The 15768-nt window shown below is 44.2% G+C and carries 15 protein-coding genes; 11 read left to right on the top strand and 4 right to left on the bottom strand.

Annotated elements, in window-relative coordinates; translation table 11 throughout:
* Positions 1-791: tandem-95 repeat protein (locus R8O11_RS11555; RefSeq protein WP_318194161.1), on the bottom strand; the 791-nt coding region annotated here is incomplete at its 3' end.
* Positions 722-1978, bottom strand: a complete 1257-nt coding sequence (locus R8O11_RS11550; protein ID WP_318194160.1) for a cadherin-like domain-containing protein — start codon at positions 1976-1978, stop codon at positions 722-724. The genes R8O11_RS11555 and R8O11_RS11550, both read right to left, overlap by 70 nt.
* Before the next feature lie 400 nt (positions 1979-2378).
* Here R8O11_RS11550 and R8O11_RS11545 point away from each other — a divergent pair, with 400 nt between their 5' ends.
* From R8O11_RS11545 to R8O11_RS11520, 6 genes are all read left to right on the top strand, one after another.
* Positions 2379-3689: a TolC family outer membrane protein gene (locus R8O11_RS11545; RefSeq protein ID WP_017635971.1), complete on the top strand. Its 1311-nt coding sequence runs from the start codon at positions 2379-2381 to the stop codon at positions 3687-3689.
* A 2-nt stretch (positions 3690-3691) separates the two neighbouring features.
* Entirely contained in the window at positions 3692-4306 is a 615-nt protein-coding gene (locus R8O11_RS11540) for an OmpA family protein (RefSeq protein WP_033906131.1), read from the top strand.
* 175 nt (positions 4307-4481) lie between these two features.
* The gene (locus tag R8O11_RS11535) at positions 4482-4835 is read left to right on the top strand and encodes a DUF2750 domain-containing protein (RefSeq protein ID WP_005377352.1); all 354 of its coding nucleotides are present in this window, start codon (positions 4482-4484) and stop codon (positions 4833-4835) included.
* 187 nt (positions 4836-5022) lie between these two features.
* Positions 5023-6993, top strand: coding sequence for a tetratricopeptide repeat-containing diguanylate cyclase (locus R8O11_RS11530; protein ID WP_318194159.1), 1971 nt, complete (start codon positions 5023-5025; stop codon positions 6991-6993).
* Between the two features lie 87 nt (positions 6994-7080).
* Positions 7081-7779, top strand: coding sequence for an IclR family transcriptional regulator (locus tag R8O11_RS11525; RefSeq protein WP_318194158.1), 699 nt, complete (start codon positions 7081-7083; stop codon positions 7777-7779).
* Positions 7780-7885: 106 nt separating this feature from the next.
* Positions 7886-8578, top strand: a complete 693-nt coding sequence (locus R8O11_RS11520; RefSeq protein WP_054577009.1) for an SDR family oxidoreductase — start codon at positions 7886-7888, stop codon at positions 8576-8578.
* 198 nt (positions 8579-8776) lie between these two features.
* Here R8O11_RS11520 and dkgB read toward each other — a convergent pair whose 3' ends face one another.
* A complete protein-coding gene (gene dkgB, locus R8O11_RS11515) occupies positions 8777-9577 on the bottom strand; it encodes a 2,5-didehydrogluconate reductase DkgB (protein WP_053304418.1) in 801 nt (266 codons plus the stop codon).
* 112 nt (positions 9578-9689) lie between these two features.
* Here dkgB and R8O11_RS11510 point away from each other — a divergent pair, with 112 nt between their 5' ends.
* Together R8O11_RS11510 and R8O11_RS11505 are read left to right on the top strand one after the other, a co-directional pair.
* Positions 9690-10595 (top strand): LysR family transcriptional regulator, encoded by a 906-nt coding sequence (locus R8O11_RS11510; protein WP_005377343.1) that lies wholly within the window; start codon positions 9690-9692, stop codon positions 10593-10595.
* 132 nt (positions 10596-10727) lie between these two features.
* Positions 10728-11633, top strand: coding sequence for a TIGR03571 family LLM class oxidoreductase (locus R8O11_RS11505; protein ID WP_064353954.1), 906 nt, complete (start codon positions 10728-10730; stop codon positions 11631-11633).
* Between the two features lie 115 nt (positions 11634-11748).
* Here R8O11_RS11505 and R8O11_RS11500 read toward each other — a convergent pair whose 3' ends face one another.
* Positions 11749-12633 (bottom strand): LysR family transcriptional regulator, encoded by an 885-nt coding sequence (locus R8O11_RS11500; protein WP_005377338.1) that lies wholly within the window; start codon positions 12631-12633, stop codon positions 11749-11751.
* A gap of 159 nt (positions 12634-12792) precedes the next feature.
* On the opposite strand from R8O11_RS11500, the gene R8O11_RS11495 reads away from it, so the two are divergent.
* From R8O11_RS11495 to R8O11_RS11485, 3 genes are all read left to right on the top strand, one after another.
* Positions 12793-13974, top strand: coding sequence for an MFS transporter (locus R8O11_RS11495; RefSeq protein WP_017635963.1), 1182 nt, complete (start codon positions 12793-12795; stop codon positions 13972-13974).
* Between the two features lie 143 nt (positions 13975-14117).
* Positions 14118-14639, top strand: a complete 522-nt coding sequence (locus R8O11_RS11490; RefSeq protein WP_031777252.1) for a TetR/AcrR family transcriptional regulator — start codon at positions 14118-14120, stop codon at positions 14637-14639.
* Entirely contained in the window at positions 14636-15685 is a 1050-nt protein-coding gene (locus R8O11_RS11485) for an alcohol dehydrogenase family protein (protein WP_182039736.1), read from the top strand. Before R8O11_RS11490 ends, R8O11_RS11485 begins: the two co-directional genes overlap by 4 nt.
* The last annotated feature ends 83 nt before the right edge of the window (positions 15686-15768 follow it).

The raw sequence follows: 15768 nt of genomic DNA, 5'->3' as shown, positions 1-15768 counted from the left end.
ACGGAAGCCGATTCAATCGACAGCTTATCACCATCAATATCGGTGTCGTTTGGCAGGACATCAATCGTCACTGGCGTGTCTTCGTCAGTAACGGCATTGTCATTGGTCGCCACTGGCGCATCGTTCACTGGCGTGACATCGATGTTCACCGTGGTGAATTCCGATACCCCACCGGAGGTAACGATGTAGGTGAAGCTGTCTGTACCGTGGAAGTTGTCGTTTGGCGTGTAAGTGACGCTGCCATCCGGGTTGACCGAGACCGTGCCGTTAGCTGGACCGTTATTGGTATCCAGCGACACCACTTTGTCGTCGCCTTCGAACGTGTCGTTATCTAAGACCTTAATGATGGTTGGCGTATCTTCCACAACCGTCGCTTTATCTGCCACGATATCCGCCACTGGCGCTACTGTGAAGTTCACCGTTTGGCTGACGCTTTCACCGCTTGGATCGGTAGCCGTAAACGTCAGCGCTTCTGAGCCGTTCCAGTCTGCCGTTGGAGTGAACGTAGCAATCCCATTGACGATCGCCACTTGAATGTTGCTGTTGCCAGAGACGCTAAACGTTAACTCGCCATCCACGTTATCCACATCACTGAAGGCCGTATTTAGATTGATGGTGTATGGCGTAAAGTCTTCCGCCAAGGTTTGGTCTGCAATGCTACTTTCAACCACAGGCGTGTCGTTCACCGCATTCACGGTGACGTTGACCGTCGCTTGGTCAGTCAGCGAACCATCGGTGATGGTGTAAGTGATTTCGGCATCACCATGGAAGTTCTCGGCCGGTGTGAACACCAGTTTGCCATCAACAATCTCAACTGTACCTTGTGTTTCAGGTACGGAGCCGATTCAATCGACAGCTTATCACCATCAATATCGGTGTCGTTTGGCAGGACATCAATCGTTACTGAGCTATCTTCCTCTGTAATTGTTGTATCATTAGAGGCAATAGGCGCATCGTTAACTGAGTTTACTGTTACCGAAACTTGAGCTTCATCCTCTAACTCACCATCTGAGATGGTGTAGCTAATCGTTGCATTACCGTTGAAATTTTCAGCCGGAGTGAAAACAAGCTTACCATCGATAATCTCAACGATACCTTGCTCTTCTGGTACAGAAGCAGAGGTAATGATTAAATCATCACCTTCAATATCACTGTCGTTAGCGAGCACATCAATTACAACCAGGGAATCTTCGTCAGTTTGAATCGCATCATTAGTTGCTATTGGCGCGTCATTAACAGGCGTAATATCTAAGTTAGCAGTGCCATTAATAACACCACCATCATCATCAATGATGTCATAGGAGAATGACACTTCAGTGTCATCATCAGCTTCTGGGATGTAAGTCCAAGAGCCATCGCTGTTATCAATTAAGGTGCCATTCCCACTCTCAATAGTGACGTTTGTAATGACAAGAGTATCGGCATCATCAATATTGACATTCGATAGTAATTCTTCAGTAGTTATCGTGATTGGATCGCTATCTTCCTCAACAGCGCTTAATGTCACTGGAGAATTAGTAAGTGGCTTACTTGAGCCATCCCCACTTGTCTCGATACCTGTTGTGAAGAAGTCATTTAAGGTCAACGCTTGTGTTTCAGATAAGCCGAGGGATTCTAGGCCAATAGTTTCAAAGTTTGTTGAGGCTAGCACTTCAGTACCATCTCGTACAATCGTGGCACTATTTTGCAAACTGGAGCCACTATTTTCACCCGCTGCAGGTGCGAGTTCTTCATCAATAGCAGAAGGGTCTTGACCTTGCTCAATAGCACTAATAATCTGTGCTACATCGTCTGAAATATCTTTTAAACCTTGCTCTTGAGCAAGCTGAATTTTCAGGTCTTGAGGCGCAGCATCTGTCATTGCCACTATCACTTCACCTGGTAGAGGCTGCTGTCCTTCTGCAAGGACTCTCAGCTGCCCATCCAAACCTATTACGACGACTTGATTACCGAGTGGCACTAATGCTGTACGATCCATATAAACCTTAACCCTAAATAACTGTCAAGTTTTTGACTAACAATACTAATTTGCTATATATTGCCCGAATATATAGTGCAATAACAGCAATTTGATGCTCAATAAAGTAATTATGTGTCATACATCAATAAGAATCCAGATGCATAAGTGTTTTATTTTATTAAAATCTGGACTCTCGTTTCTAGCCATTACCTCCATGTTTAATTTGAGATCTTAATTCAATTTTTAGGCAGATTTAGTAGGTTGATTTATCAAAATTGAAACAAATGAACAGCGAATCAACAGGTTACTTCATCGCATATTAATGTTATTGTGCGCTAAATTATTGACGCCCTTATAAGTATTCCACTTATAAGCCCTATCACCTCGAGAATTTTTACCATTATCTAGGAGAATCACAGTGAAGTGGACTCGTGCCAACGCCTTTTGTATTGGTATGTTCACCGCTAGTCATGCTTTTGGGCAAACGCTAGAGCAAGCGGTTGAAAACACATTAAAAACCAATCCTGACATCAAAAGTGCGTTCAATGAATTCGTTAGCAAGCAGTATGTGAATGAAGCATCTGGTGGTGCTTACCTCCCATCCGTAGACTTAGATGCCGGTATCGGTTACGAAGGAATCAAACCTGCAGAGTCAGGGCGAGATTCAACCGATCTGACAAGAAAAGAAGCCACCGTGACACTAACCCAGCTAATATGGGATGGCTCAGCGACACTTAATGATATGGATCGAACAGCAGCTGATGCTGAATCGGTCCGTTATCAACTTCTAGCTGATGCCCAAGACACCGCTTTAGAGGTCGCGAAAGTTTATTTAGACTCAGTAAAAGCTTATGAAATTCTTACACTTTCCGAGAATAACTTGAAAGTGCATAAGAAGATCTATGAAGACATTAAAAAGCGAGTTAACTCAGGTATCGGTTCTACAGCAGACCTAACCCAGGTAGAGGCTCGTTTAGCAAAGGCTCACGGTAACTTGGTGGCAGCTCAGAACAACTTATATGACAGCCACACCACCTTTACACGCCTTGTCGGACAGTCACCACAAGGATTGATTTTCCCAAGAGCGGACCAAAACTTTATTCCCTACACCATCGATGAAGCGATTGACTTGGCATTCGAGTCACATCCAGTAATCAAAATTTCGGTAGCTGATGTGGACTCTGCAAAGTTCCAATACAAGCAATCTAAGGGAACTTACTACCCAACGATATCGGTAGAAGCGGCTCAAACATGGCGTGATGATGCAAGCGGTATCGAAGGAAGCAGCGAAGAGACAACAGCAATGTTACGTATGCGTTACAACCTCTTTAACGGTGGTAGTGACGTAGCCAACGCTGAAAGTTTTGCCTACCAACTAAATAAAGCAAAAGACCTAAGAGAACGTGCATACCGCCAAGTAGAAGAAGGTCTTCGTCTATCTTGGAGTGCGTTAGATTTAACACTTCAACAAAAAGAGTTCCTAGCGGATCACGTAGATTCGGCCTCTGAAACTGTCATCGCCTACGAAAAGCAGTATCGCATTGGAAAACGCACTCTGCTGGACTTGTTAAATACTGAAAACGAACTTTTCGAAGCGAGAAAGAACTACTTAGATGCTCGATACTCAGAGCAGTACGCCAAGTACCGCGTTATGAACGCGACTGGCCAATTGTTAAATGCCTTGCGTGTCGATGTACCTACAGAATGGAATGAAAAGGTGGAGTACTGATCATGAAACCAGTGAAGATTCTATTTGCATTGGGTATGCTCGCCATCACTCAACACGTTGTTGCTGAAGACGAATATGAGTATCGTCCTGTACCAAATGCAGAACAAATAGCAGATTTGCAAGATGACGATAACGATGGTGTCATCAATGCTCGAGATATGTGCCCAGGTACACCTGAAGGCTCAGAGGTCGACAACGACGGTTGTGGAGAATACATTAAAGCATCAGATAACATGCAAGTGCGGATACTTTTTGCTAACGACTCTGATGAGATCAATCCAGTCTTCAGAAGACAAGTTCGAGAGCTTTCCGACTTTTTAAAAGAGTACCCTACTACTTCGATAGAGCTGCACGGCTATGCTAGTAAAGTTGGTGGTTCAAAGCATAACCAAGATCTTTCTGAAAGACGAGCACGCAATGTCCGTGAAGCCCTACTAAGCTACGAAATCGAACCGAGTAGAGTCCGCATTGTTGGTTTTGGTGACACTCACTTAGCACAGCAAGGGACCGATGAAGTCAGCCATGCTTTAAATCGTCGAGTAACCGCATCAGTCGTTGGTTACAAAGGCGAGATAAAAAGAGAGTGGACAATATTCACAACTCTTCCAGAAAGGTAAAGTACCTGTTTTTGTTTGCTCTGTGAGCATAAAGCAAACAAAAACGAGTGAATACTTAACCTCAGAAAAGGAGCTTCGGCTCCTTTATTTTTACTCATTTCGACAACCGTATTATGCTTTAGGAATCGGCACTTTAGTGTTACTCTAGCCACGTCATAACAACGAGAGTTTTGAAATGAGCAAACTTACATCAGATATCCAAGCGAACCTTGACCTTTTTGTTGCAGAAACGAAAGAAAACCAATTGGTTTGGGGTTTACGCAATGAAGAAGGTTGGCTATCTTGCGATTCAACTGAATTCGAAAACAGCGAAGTCATGCCTTTCTGGTCTTCTAAAGAAGATGCAGAAGCACATAATGTTGAAGAATGGGCAGATTTTACTGTACTAGAAATCCCATTAGATATCTTTGTTGAGGATTGGCTTTTGACTCTTGCTGAAGATGGTGTTCTTGTTGGAACTAACTGGAACGATCAGTTAGAAGGCAAAGAAATGGAGCCTCAAGATCTAGCAAAGCTTTACATTGATTAAAGATTTCTGACCTCAACTTTATGTTGAGGTCTTTCTTTTTTATGCCTCTTTTTTCAATATCTCGACCAAGTACATAGTTTTACTGCTCTTTTTCTTAGTACACCCAACTTAATCACAACGCTGATGCGTTAAAAGCGCTATGATAACTCAACTTTAAAGGCACCTTAAATTAAAGGCTCGTTTAAACATGCGCGTGCTCTATCCCTTGCTTGCGTCACTTTTGCTCACTCCAGCATACGCAAGCGACACTCAAGATATTGAACCAAACCAAAATATCACACAGTGGCACTCTGTCTACCAAACCACACTACGAAGCAACCCTGAGTCGGCATTGAGCATGCTTCAAGATCGCTACCATACAGCGAAATCGGACAGCGAAAAGCTCTACGTAAGTGGATTGATTTATGAATATATGTCAAACATAAATCAGCCTTACTACGGCAGCAGTCAAGTCTTAGACAACCGTTTTTCTCAATTAGAATCAGAATATATTCTTGCCTTAAAGGAACGTAAGCATGGTAGTTACGAGGCCTCAGTAGATAGCTTTTCTTCTTTGCGACAGACAATGAAGAAAATATCCGATTCCGAAGGCAAGGCTCTGATGAACTATCAACTTTGTTATACGCTGAATCAACAAGGTCGTTATCACAAAGCAAACTTTTATTGCTCATCCATAGAGAGCCACTTAAATCATAAGCATCAAGAAAACTTCCCTGTTGATCTTGCTTTGCGCGTGGTAGCAAATAACTACAATTACCGTGGTGACTATGAAAAAGCCTTAAGTTTGTATCGACAGTTGATGGCCAACATGTCGACGCAAAGCGATCCTTCAGGGATTTACAATGACATCGGCAATTTACTTGCAGAGCTGGGGCAATTTGAACAATCAGAGCAATATCTCATTCAAGCCTTACTGGTTCGCCAAGATGAAGGGACACCTCTTGAAGTTGCGCAAGTCGAACATAGTCTAGGAGCGATGTACAGAAAATCCAAAGAACTCGATAAGTCCATCAGCCACTACAAAAATGCATTAACGATTCTCGAACAACTTCATTATCCATACGGGCAAGGGTTGACCTATTTAGGGTTATCTGCTGCTTTGGCCGATTCTGGGCAATTGGATACCGCGGTAGATTACATTGGAAGAGCATTAAACATTGCCCAAACTTATGAGAATACGCACCTTGAAACAGAGGGTCATTTGGCTGCTGGATTGGCATATTTAAAGAACCATACACCCGAAAAATCGATTGAACACGGTACAATTGCGTTAAGATTAGCGGTAAAAAACGCTAGGCCCTTATTGCAAGCGCAAGCCCAATTACTCCTCTCAAAAGCATACCAAGCTCAAAATGATTACAAAAAGGCGCTGGAGCATCACAAGGCCTACTCGACGATTGAACTAACGAACCGAGACGCGAGTAATATCAAGGCGTTAGAGGCACTAGATCTCACTAAAAAAGAGTATGAATATGATCTACAAGTCGCGCAGTTGAACAACGAAACTCTTCTAAGTCAGTACCAGTTTGAAAAACTCACAGACCAACAACGCACTTATAATTTTGTTGTTTTCTGTTTATTGATTCTCCTCGCTCTGGCATTGATGGTTCAGCGACAAACACGCTTAAAAGCCAAAATAGACAGCTTAACGTGTGCATTAAACAGAGCGGCAATTATAGAGACGATTAAAAGCCACACCTCCAAAGCGGAAGGAGACTTCCGCTACGTTCTAGCATTAATCGATCTAGATGACTTTAAGGCGATTAATGATCAGTATGGTCATCCGACTGGCGACTTAGTACTACAACAGGTATGCAAAGCGCTTAAAGCTAAACTTAATAAGGGAGAGTACTTGGGTCGTTTAGGTGGAGAAGAGTTTATCTTGCTATTGAAAAACGTCGATGAGATTGACGTTCCCTTTAGAATACAAAGTCTGCATAAAACAATTTCAGAAAAGAGTGTACATTCGCTTAATAACCATCAATTGAATATATCTGCGAGTCTGGCCTATCTATCAACCTCAATGCCACTCACCAACTTTGATGAGCTCTATTCGATATTAGACCAAGCGTTATACAATGCTAAGAAGCAAGGAAAAAGCTCCCTTGTGGATGCATACAACGAGCCGATCAGTTTAAGTGCTGAGTATATTCTCTAATAAAACCAAACCACCAGCGTAGTGGTTTGTTATAGGTGGAAGCATCAGTAAGCCATTCAGATGCAACACCATCATCAAGGAGTCTTTGTGCCCAAGGCAATAAAAAACATTCAGTCTCTAGAGCGAGGTTTTCTAATCCTCGAGTTGCTCTCGATGAGTGAGTCTCCCCTATCATTACAGACGATCAGTAATGCGATCCAGTTAAATAAGACGACTGTTCACGGGTTACTTGCGACTCTACACTCTCTTGGATATGTATCCAAACACAACCATAGCTACAGCCTAGGGTTTAGATGCTATGAACTGTCTAAGCCGATTGAACAAAAAAACGAAGCTATCCGACAACATTTTGTTCCATTGCTGAAAAAAATGGCCCAAATGACTAACAACACTGCTTACCTCGCTGTACAAAGTGGCGCTAAAGAGTACTTGTATATCGATGCTATAGAGCAGGATAACCCTCTTACTATCCGTAGCCCGAGAGGGAAACGAGAAGGACTCACAACATCTGCGATCGGCAAGGTTTTTCTTAGTTTTGATGATGAGCTTCGCCGAACATTGCGCCTTGAAAGCCAAATATCCCCCACGTTAGAAACTGAACTTAATCAGGTTGTATTATCAGGTTACGCACTCGATTTAGAAGAGGCAGAGCCAAACCTCAATTGCTTAGCGATCCCCCTTTACTTGGATGGTAAAGTCGTTGCTGTTGCAGGTGTTAGCGGTGCTGCCTCCGAACTGACGGTCACTAGGCTAAAACACTTTGCCAGCATCTTTCTCAAACTTTAAGATTTGACAATGTCGAATCCTAGGCCATTTTTGTACTGTTTTGATTACATGCTTATACGTCGCCTCTAATATAGTCGTTGTTCAACTCAACAACGTAGGAGAAGCGATGTCTACTGTATTAATCACTGGCGCTAACCGTGGCTTAGGCTTGCAATTTGTCCGCCACTACCTTGGAAAAGGTTGGCAAGTTATCGCAACTTGTCGTTCACCAGAAAATGCTAAGCAGCTCAATGAACTAGTAACCCAACCCAATCAACTTCAACTGATGGCTCTAGACGTCACTAACCAACAAGATATCGATCAGTTAGCCACTCAATTAGCGGATCGTCCGCTCGATCATTTAATTCTTAATGCAGGTGTATTAGGCGAAGAGTGTGCAAAGCTTGGCGAAATGACCCAGAAAAAATGGCTAGAAGTACTAAACATAAATACCGTCGCACCTGCCCTGCTAATTCAAGCCCTACAAGACAACGTTGCGAAAAGTCAGCACAAAACCATCGTGGGAATCTCAACCCGAGTTGCGAGTTTAAGCGATAACAGTTCAGGTAACATGTACAGTTATCGAGCATCTAAAGCAGCGCTTAATCAGGTTCTAGTATCAGCAGCACGCAATCTCGAATCGCAAGGAGTAAAAACTGTCGCAGTTCATCCCGGCTGGGTAAAAACCGATATGGGCGGTGAGGACGCAACCTTTTCTGCCGAGGAAAGTGTTGCAGGCATTGTTTCGGTCGCAGAACAGCTAACACTTGAGCAATCCGGAAGCTTCCGCGTATTTGATGGCTCTACAATCGAATGGTAACTGTTCTCTAAATGACGTCTCCCGGCCAAATTGAAGGCCGGGAGAATACAGTAAACTAATAGGCCAAAAAGATAAAAGCTCGCACTATCGTCAGACAAGCGAGCCGTTATCGTCTATGGTGTTGTACTACCGTCAAACGCTGAGGAAGTCAGCGATTGCAGAGGTGTCATTTAGGCAATGATTTCCTGTGAAACTCACTCAATCATCCCACTCAGGCGCTAGCCCTTCAGGGTTTACTTCGCGGCCATTTCTTTCCAACGCATCTATCTTTGCAATCGCCTCTTCACTCAGATTCAGTTCAAGTGCTTTCAGGTTACTTGCTAAATTCTCTCGTTTAGTTGAAGACGGGATCACCGCGTAACCTTTTGACAAAGCCCAAGCAAGCGCGACTTGAGCGGGCGTGGCCTGATAGTCCTCAGCAATACCTGCAATAGTTGGGTCCCCAAGTACTTTCCCATATGCCAAGGTCATGTAAGACGTTACCTGAATATCGTTTTCCTGCATGAAGCTGACCAACTTACGATTTTGCAAATAAGGGCTAAGCTCGATTTGGTTAGTAACAATATTCTCTTTACCGACCACTTCTATCGCTTGTTGCAACAAGTCAATATTAAAGTTGGATACGCCAATATTACGGGTTAACCCTTGCGATTTAGCTTCAAGTAATGAAGCCATGTATTCGTTCAAGTTATTGTTATTGCCAGGCCAGTGGATCAAGGTCAAATCCACATAATCTGTATTTAGCTTTTCTAAGCTCTCTTTTAGACTTGGAATGAGTTGTTCCGTGTTCATGTTATCAACCCAGATCTTCGTCGTAATGAATAGCTCATCACGTGCAATACCGGACTGTGTCAATACTTCACCGATTTCTGCCTCATTACCGTAAATCTGTGCAGTATCAATTACGCGGTAACCCACTTCTAACGCATTACGGACTGAATCCTTAACTACTTCACCCTCTAAACGAAACGTGCCGACGCCAAATGATGGTACTTTCATCTAAATCTCCTGAATTATCGATTTTATAGTTGATTCGAAGCAAAACTTTACGCCGCAAGAAACTTTCCGTAAAGTTAACAATACTCAAAACTAATTTGAAATATATTCAACAATGAAAGCTACTCTAGATGAAATGCGCACCTTTATGGCCGTGGTCGATACGGGTTCAATCAGCTCTGCGGCTGAACTGTTATCGATGACCGTCTCGGCGGTGAGTCGATCGGTATCTCGGCTAGAAGCCAAACTCGAAACGACCTTGTTAAATCGCACAACCCGTAAGTTAGATGTTACTAATGAAGGAACGATATACCTCGATAAAGTCAGACATATTGTAGAAGCAGTAGAGAATGCCGAAGCACAACTGAAAAGCCAGAAATATAAGCCTTCTGGCCTCCTACGAATAAACGCAGCTACCCCCTTCTTACTGCACGTACTAACGCCGCACATTGCTAAATATCAGAGCTTGTATCCAGAAGTCGAAATCGATCTCAATTCCAATGAGGAAAATATTAGCCTTTTGGGAACAAAAACCGATATTGCTTTTCGTATCGGTGAGCTACAAAACTCAACCATGCGCGCGATATTTCTTGGTAAAAGTCGGATTCGAATCGTCGCAAGTCCAGAGTATTTAAGACAACATGGTACTCCAACCTCAATAGATCAGTTACTCAATCACAAGCTACTTGGATTCAACAAGCCGGAGTATCTTAAGGAATGGCCGATCATGGATGATAAGAACAAACTTCTGCGTATTATGAGTAGCCTAAGATCTGATAATGGCGAGACGCTAAGATGTTTAGCCTTACATGGTGCGGGGATAGCTTGCCTGTCTGACTTTATGACCTACTCTGACCGACAAGCTGGTCGCTTAGTGGGCGTGCTTAGTGAACACACGCATAATGTCGAACAGCCCGTTCATGCGGTGTATTACAAAAATGCCAGTACCTCACGCCGGATCAGCTCTTTTATTGACTTCATCAAGCAAGAAATCAAGGTAGAGAACCACCAGTTCCTTTAAAGACCACCGCTGTTTGTGGCAAAACACTTTTGTCTTTTTGCCGCTTTTTCTCACAACAAAAATCTCATAGTGTCCTGAATATCAGGGAGGCACCTTGCCTCCTAGTACTCACAGTAATAGTCAGGCTTCATAATGCATAAAGATTTAAGTAACAGATTCACCATCGGGGTTGAGCTCCCCCTAGATAATGACTGGACCCAAGAAGGCCAGAAAAAACGCCTGCTCCAACGAAAACCGTTCGGCGTACCAGACATGAGTGCACATAAACAGCGTATTATGTTAGCCGATAAGTTAGGCTTTAACGTAGCGTGGGTGAGAGATGTCCCGTTGTACGACCCTAACTTTGGAGACGCGGCACAAATTTATGAACCGTTCAGTTATCTTGGCTATCTCTCTGCGTGCACCGACAACATTCTACTAGGGACAGCAGCGATAGTATTACCGTTAAGACAACCTTGGCTAGTGAAAAAAGCCGCTGCGACCATCAACGAGTTAAGTGGTGACCGCCTGATACTCGGTGTGGCTAGTGGAGACCGCCCTAGTGAATATCCCGTTTTTAATGCCAACTTTGACAGCCGTGGCTCAGCTTTTCGAGAAAGTGTAGAGATTTTGAAAGATACGCAAAATGATAAGCTGGGTAACGATCTACAGTTATTACCCGAGTTTGCTGATATTCCTATCTATGTCGCAGGGTTAGCGCAGCAAAGTCCACAATGGATAGGAGAAAACCTAGACGGCTGGCTCGCCTACCCAGGCACACCTGATGATCATGAACACCGCGTTGCACTTTGGCGCTCCGTAGCGGGAAACAAACCCTACGCCAGCTTTATTCATCTTGATTTAGTCGATAACCCAAATGCACCAGTCGTTCGGCATCATTTTGGTATCCGGGCCGGAGTCAATGGCTTGAGCGATGAGCTAGAAAAAATGCAAGAAGCAGGAGTCAATCACATCGGGTTGCATTTCCGTCGTAATAGCCAACCAATTGAGAAATCAATGGAACAGATCGCTCAGTACGTGTTGCCACGCTTTAACTAAGATCAAATAAAAATATGTGCCACCTTACTAAGGGGTGGCACGCTAGGCTTGGCACTTGGAAAAACAAAAGCTGCAATAACGACAAAACTCTTTTGTTAAAACAACAATAATAGAGTTATTTTAAAGTAAGTCTTGGTTGAATAAAGTCGATGAACGCGGAAATACGTTTAGAGACTGAAGAAGATTTGTAGAAGACAGCATTGACCTGTTCTCGTCCAGTATTTGTGATTTTTTCCGATTCAAACAATGCCACTAACCGTCCAGAATCAAGATCATCTTTCACCATAAAGCCAGATAAACATGCAATGCCGTTCCCTGCCAGCACTAACTGTCTAACCGTTTCACCACTGCTGGATAGGATATCAGGCTCTATCATCTCAAACCCTCGTAATGGCCACTGATTTAACACTTTAGCGCCAGAAAAACCGATCAAGTTATGACTGCGCAAATCGCTCACCGCTTCAGGGAAACCTCGTTTAGATAAATAACCAGGCGTGGCAACGATAAATAGTGGGCTTGTTCCTAAAGGTTTAGCATGCAGTGTTGAATCCGATAATCGTCCAATACGTATCGCCACATCGGTTCTTTTTTCCAATAGATCCACAAAACCCTCATTAGAGGTAAGATCGAGCTGAATATCAGGATAAGCCTCTTTAAATGGCTGAATTAACGGCACGAGTTGATGTAAAACAAATGGGCTAGCGGCATCAACTCTTAAGCGCCCCTTGGGTAATTCACCTCGTGTGATGATCTCTTCTTCAGCTTGCTGTATTTGTAGTAAACCTAAGCGAACCGCTTCAACAAACTGATGCCCTTCCTCAGTAACTTCCACTCTGCGTGTCGTGCGATTCAGCAAGGTTACCCCCAACTGTGATTCAACTTTACTAACCGCACGAGATACCCTAGCGACTTGAATACCTAGTGCATCAGCAGCGGAAGAAAATCCACCACTATCCACAACTGCCATGAGAATCTCTAATTCATCTGATCGGGTTAACATTTCATCCCCTTTCTTAACTGCGCATTTTAATCATTTATAACAAAAGTATTTTGTAATAAACACCATTTTTCGCAACGAATAACTCTTTAATAATACACGACATGGAGACGGGCTATTCGTTTATCCATTCATATTCAATGATTTTAAGAGAGAGTTGTTATGCCTTTAGCTTTACTTGCATTGACGCTTAGCGCCTTTGCTATTGGAACCACGGAGTTTGTAATTGTCGGTCTGATACCGACTATGGCCTCCGACCTCAACGTATCATTACCTTCAGCGGGTCTTTTAGTTAGCCTGTACGCACTTGGTGTCGCGGTTGGTGCTCCCGTTTTAACAGCGCTGACTGGTAACTGGAAAAGAAAGTACGTTCTGCTTTCTGTTATGGCACTGTTTGTTCTTGGCAATCTGTTAGCCTGGCAAGCACCTGGATACAACACACTAGTTACAGCAAGGATACTGACCGGGCTTGCACACGGTGTGTTCTTTTCGATCGGCTCGACTATCGCCACTGGCCTAGTGTCAAAAGAAAAAGCCGCTAGCGCAATTGCTATTATGTTTACCGGTCTCACCGTAGCTCTAGTGACGGGCGTGCCACTTGGCACCTGGATTGGCCAGACATTTGGTTGGCAGGCAACCTTCCTAATCGTCGCGATCCTTGGAATCATCGCACTGATAGGAAGCGCTCTACTAGTGCCGAGTAATCTGAAACAACCACCAGCAACCAAGCTGTCATCGCAAGTAAAAGTCTTGACTCAGCCTCGTCTACTTTTGGTGTACGCAATCACCGCGCTCGGTTACGGTGGTACGTTCACAGCCTTCACTTACTTGGCTCCTATTTTGGAAGAAGTTTCGGGGTTTGGCTCTAGCGCTATCAGCCTAATTATGTTGGTTTATGGTGTATCGGTCGCATTCGGCAACATCTGGGGCGGAAAGATGGCCGACTCTATGGGGCCAATCAAAGCTCTGACAGCGATTTTCTCGGGCCTAATTGTGGTATTGCTCGTGTTTAGTGTCACAGCATTTAATCCAATTTCTGCAGTAGTGACCATTCTTGTCTGGGGTGCCTTTGCCTTTGGTAACGTTCCAGGACTTCAAGTTTATGTTGTCAAACTAGCAGAGAAATATTCACCTGATGCAGTCGACGTCGCTTCTGGTCTCAACATTGCTGCATTTAACGTAGGTATTGCACTGGGTTCTTGGGGCGGTGGCCTTATCGTGGCCAATGCTGGGCTGATGCACACACCTTGGATTGGCGCGATCGTAGTATTAGGTGCTCTACTACTAACCCGTTTCAGCGGAATGCTAGACAAGCGTGGAGAGCAGCACGCAACGGCACACTGATTCACGTTCCGAATCGATAAAAATCACTTAAGTTAGCCCGGCATTACGTCGGGCTTTCAATACAGAGTTTAAATACACCATTGACAGAGGTAGAAAGTTTATTCTACCCTTAGGTAAAACAAACGTTCTACCTGGTATGTCAAATAGTGAAAGAAAAAATCGCAGCAAGCCTAGAAAAAGCATTCAGTCAGTATGGCTTCGCCGAGCCGAGCGTACCCCAACTCAAAAACGCCTGCGAAGTCAGCCTGAGAACCCTGTACAAATACTACCCCTCCAAGGAAGCGATGATTGTTGCAGCTCTCGAGCATCGCCATCAAAGGTATTTGAGTTTTTTGCTCGAAGACGCCCCTGCCAATGGAACACCGGCTGTATTACACCTATTCACTCGCCTCGAGGATTGGATGAAGGAGTTTGCACCGAATGGCTGCATGTCCATCAATGCATTAGCAGCCTATCCAGAAAATCTATCTATTAATCAAGCAGTAAAACAACACAAATTGGCGGTTCGTCAGCTTATGGTCCAACTAAGTCAGCGAGAAGACCTCGCAACCACACTCTTCTTGTTACATGAAGGTCTATCCAACGCATGGCCGGTTCTCGGTCACGCTGCCTTTGCATCCGCTGAACACACTCTGCTAGAACTAATGAAGGAGAACAATCAATGACCACAATCCCGAAAGTCATGAAAGGCGTCCAACTTATCGGTCATGGTGGGCCAGATATGCTTCGTTACCGCGATGATATACCTGTGCCAGTCCCCTCGCCTGATGATGTATTGATCCAAGTTGCCGCCGCCGGAGTCAATAACACCGACATCAATACCCGAACAGCATGGTATTCTAAAAATGACGCCAATAGCATGGATGCAAGTTGGTCAGGAGACGCGCTATCTCTCCCTCGAATCCAAGGTGCCGATGTATGCGGTACCATCGTCGCTGTTGGTGAGAATATCTGCCCATCACGAATCGGTCAGCGTGTGCTCATCGAACCATGTATTACGCGCTTCAACAGTCAAGCACTTAGCTCGCCTTGGTACTTCGGTTCAGAATGTGATGGTGGCTTTGCTCAGTTCACTGTTGTTGACAGTAAACATGCATATGCTGTGAATAGTAGTTTATCGGATATCGATTTGGCCTCCTTCCCTTGTTCTTATTCAACTGCCGAGAACATGCTTGTCCGCTCTAATGTCACAGCGAGCGATACCGTACTGATTTCAGGGGCATCCGGCGGTGTTGGCTCTGCCGCAATCCAACTGGCGAAGGCGCGTGGAGCATACGTCATTGCTATCGCCAGCCCAGAAAAGAAAGAACAGATCACGGCATTAGGAGCAAACCAAGTTATCCCTCGCGATGCAAATTTAACAGCGACTCTCGGAGAAAACAGCGTTGACGTAGTGATTGATTTGGTCGCAGGAGAGCAGTGGCCACAATTTCTTCAGGTACTAAAGCCAGGATCAAGATACGCTGTTTCCGGCGCCATAGGCGGCCCAATTGTCGAGCTGGATGTAAGAACTCTTTACCTTAAAGACCTAGCGTTATTTGGTTGTACCGTTTTGGCACCAGAAGTATTCGGTAACTTGGTTCGCTATATCGAACAGAACGCAATTCGTCCCTTAGTCGCGGAGTCATTTCCCTTGAACCAGATAGGTCAAGCGCAAGAAGTATTTTCACGCAAGCAACATATTGGGAAACTGGTTTTGGAAATCACATAGCTTTTGTGATTAACAACGACCTATACAAGTCATTGTAATTTGAGAACCCTTTAAGCATTCTACAAAATGTTCAGTAATTAGGA

This window comes from Vibrio sp. 1288 (genome assembly GCF_033344475.1).
This window is presented reverse-complemented; position numbering and strand designations above follow the sequence as displayed.

Excerpts from the sequence above, each read along its gene's own strand:
- R8O11_RS11550 (WP_318194160.1), bottom strand. The coding sequence starts at position 1,978 with ATGGATCGTACAGCATTAGTGCCACTCGGTAATCAAGTCGTCGTAATA.
- R8O11_RS11540 (WP_033906131.1), top strand. The coding sequence starts at position 3,692 with ATGAAACCAGTGAAGATTCTATTTGCATTGGGTATGCTCGCCATCACT.
- R8O11_RS11535 (WP_005377352.1), top strand. The coding sequence starts at position 4,482 with ATGAGCAAACTTACATCAGATATCCAAGCGAACCTTGACCTTTTTGTT.
- R8O11_RS11530 (WP_318194159.1), top strand. The coding sequence starts at position 5,023 with ATGCGCGTGCTCTATCCCTTGCTTGCGTCACTTTTGCTCACTCCAGCA.
- R8O11_RS11520 (WP_054577009.1), top strand. The coding sequence starts at position 7,886 with ATGTCTACTGTATTAATCACTGGCGCTAACCGTGGCTTAGGCTTGCAA.
- dkgB (WP_053304418.1), bottom strand. The coding sequence starts at position 9,577 with ATGAAAGTACCATCATTTGGCGTCGGCACGTTTCGTTTAGAGGGTGAA.
- R8O11_RS11510 (WP_005377343.1), top strand. The coding sequence starts at position 9,690 with ATGAAAGCTACTCTAGATGAAATGCGCACCTTTATGGCCGTGGTCGAT.
- R8O11_RS11505 (WP_064353954.1), top strand. The coding sequence starts at position 10,728 with ATGCATAAAGATTTAAGTAACAGATTCACCATCGGGGTTGAGCTCCCC.
- R8O11_RS11500 (WP_005377338.1), bottom strand. The coding sequence starts at position 12,633 with ATGTTAACCCGATCAGATGAATTAGAGATTCTCATGGCAGTTGTGGAT.
- R8O11_RS11495 (WP_017635963.1), top strand. The coding sequence starts at position 12,793 with ATGCCTTTAGCTTTACTTGCATTGACGCTTAGCGCCTTTGCTATTGGA.
- R8O11_RS11485 (WP_182039736.1), top strand. The coding sequence starts at position 14,636 with ATGACCACAATCCCGAAAGTCATGAAAGGCGTCCAACTTATCGGTCAT.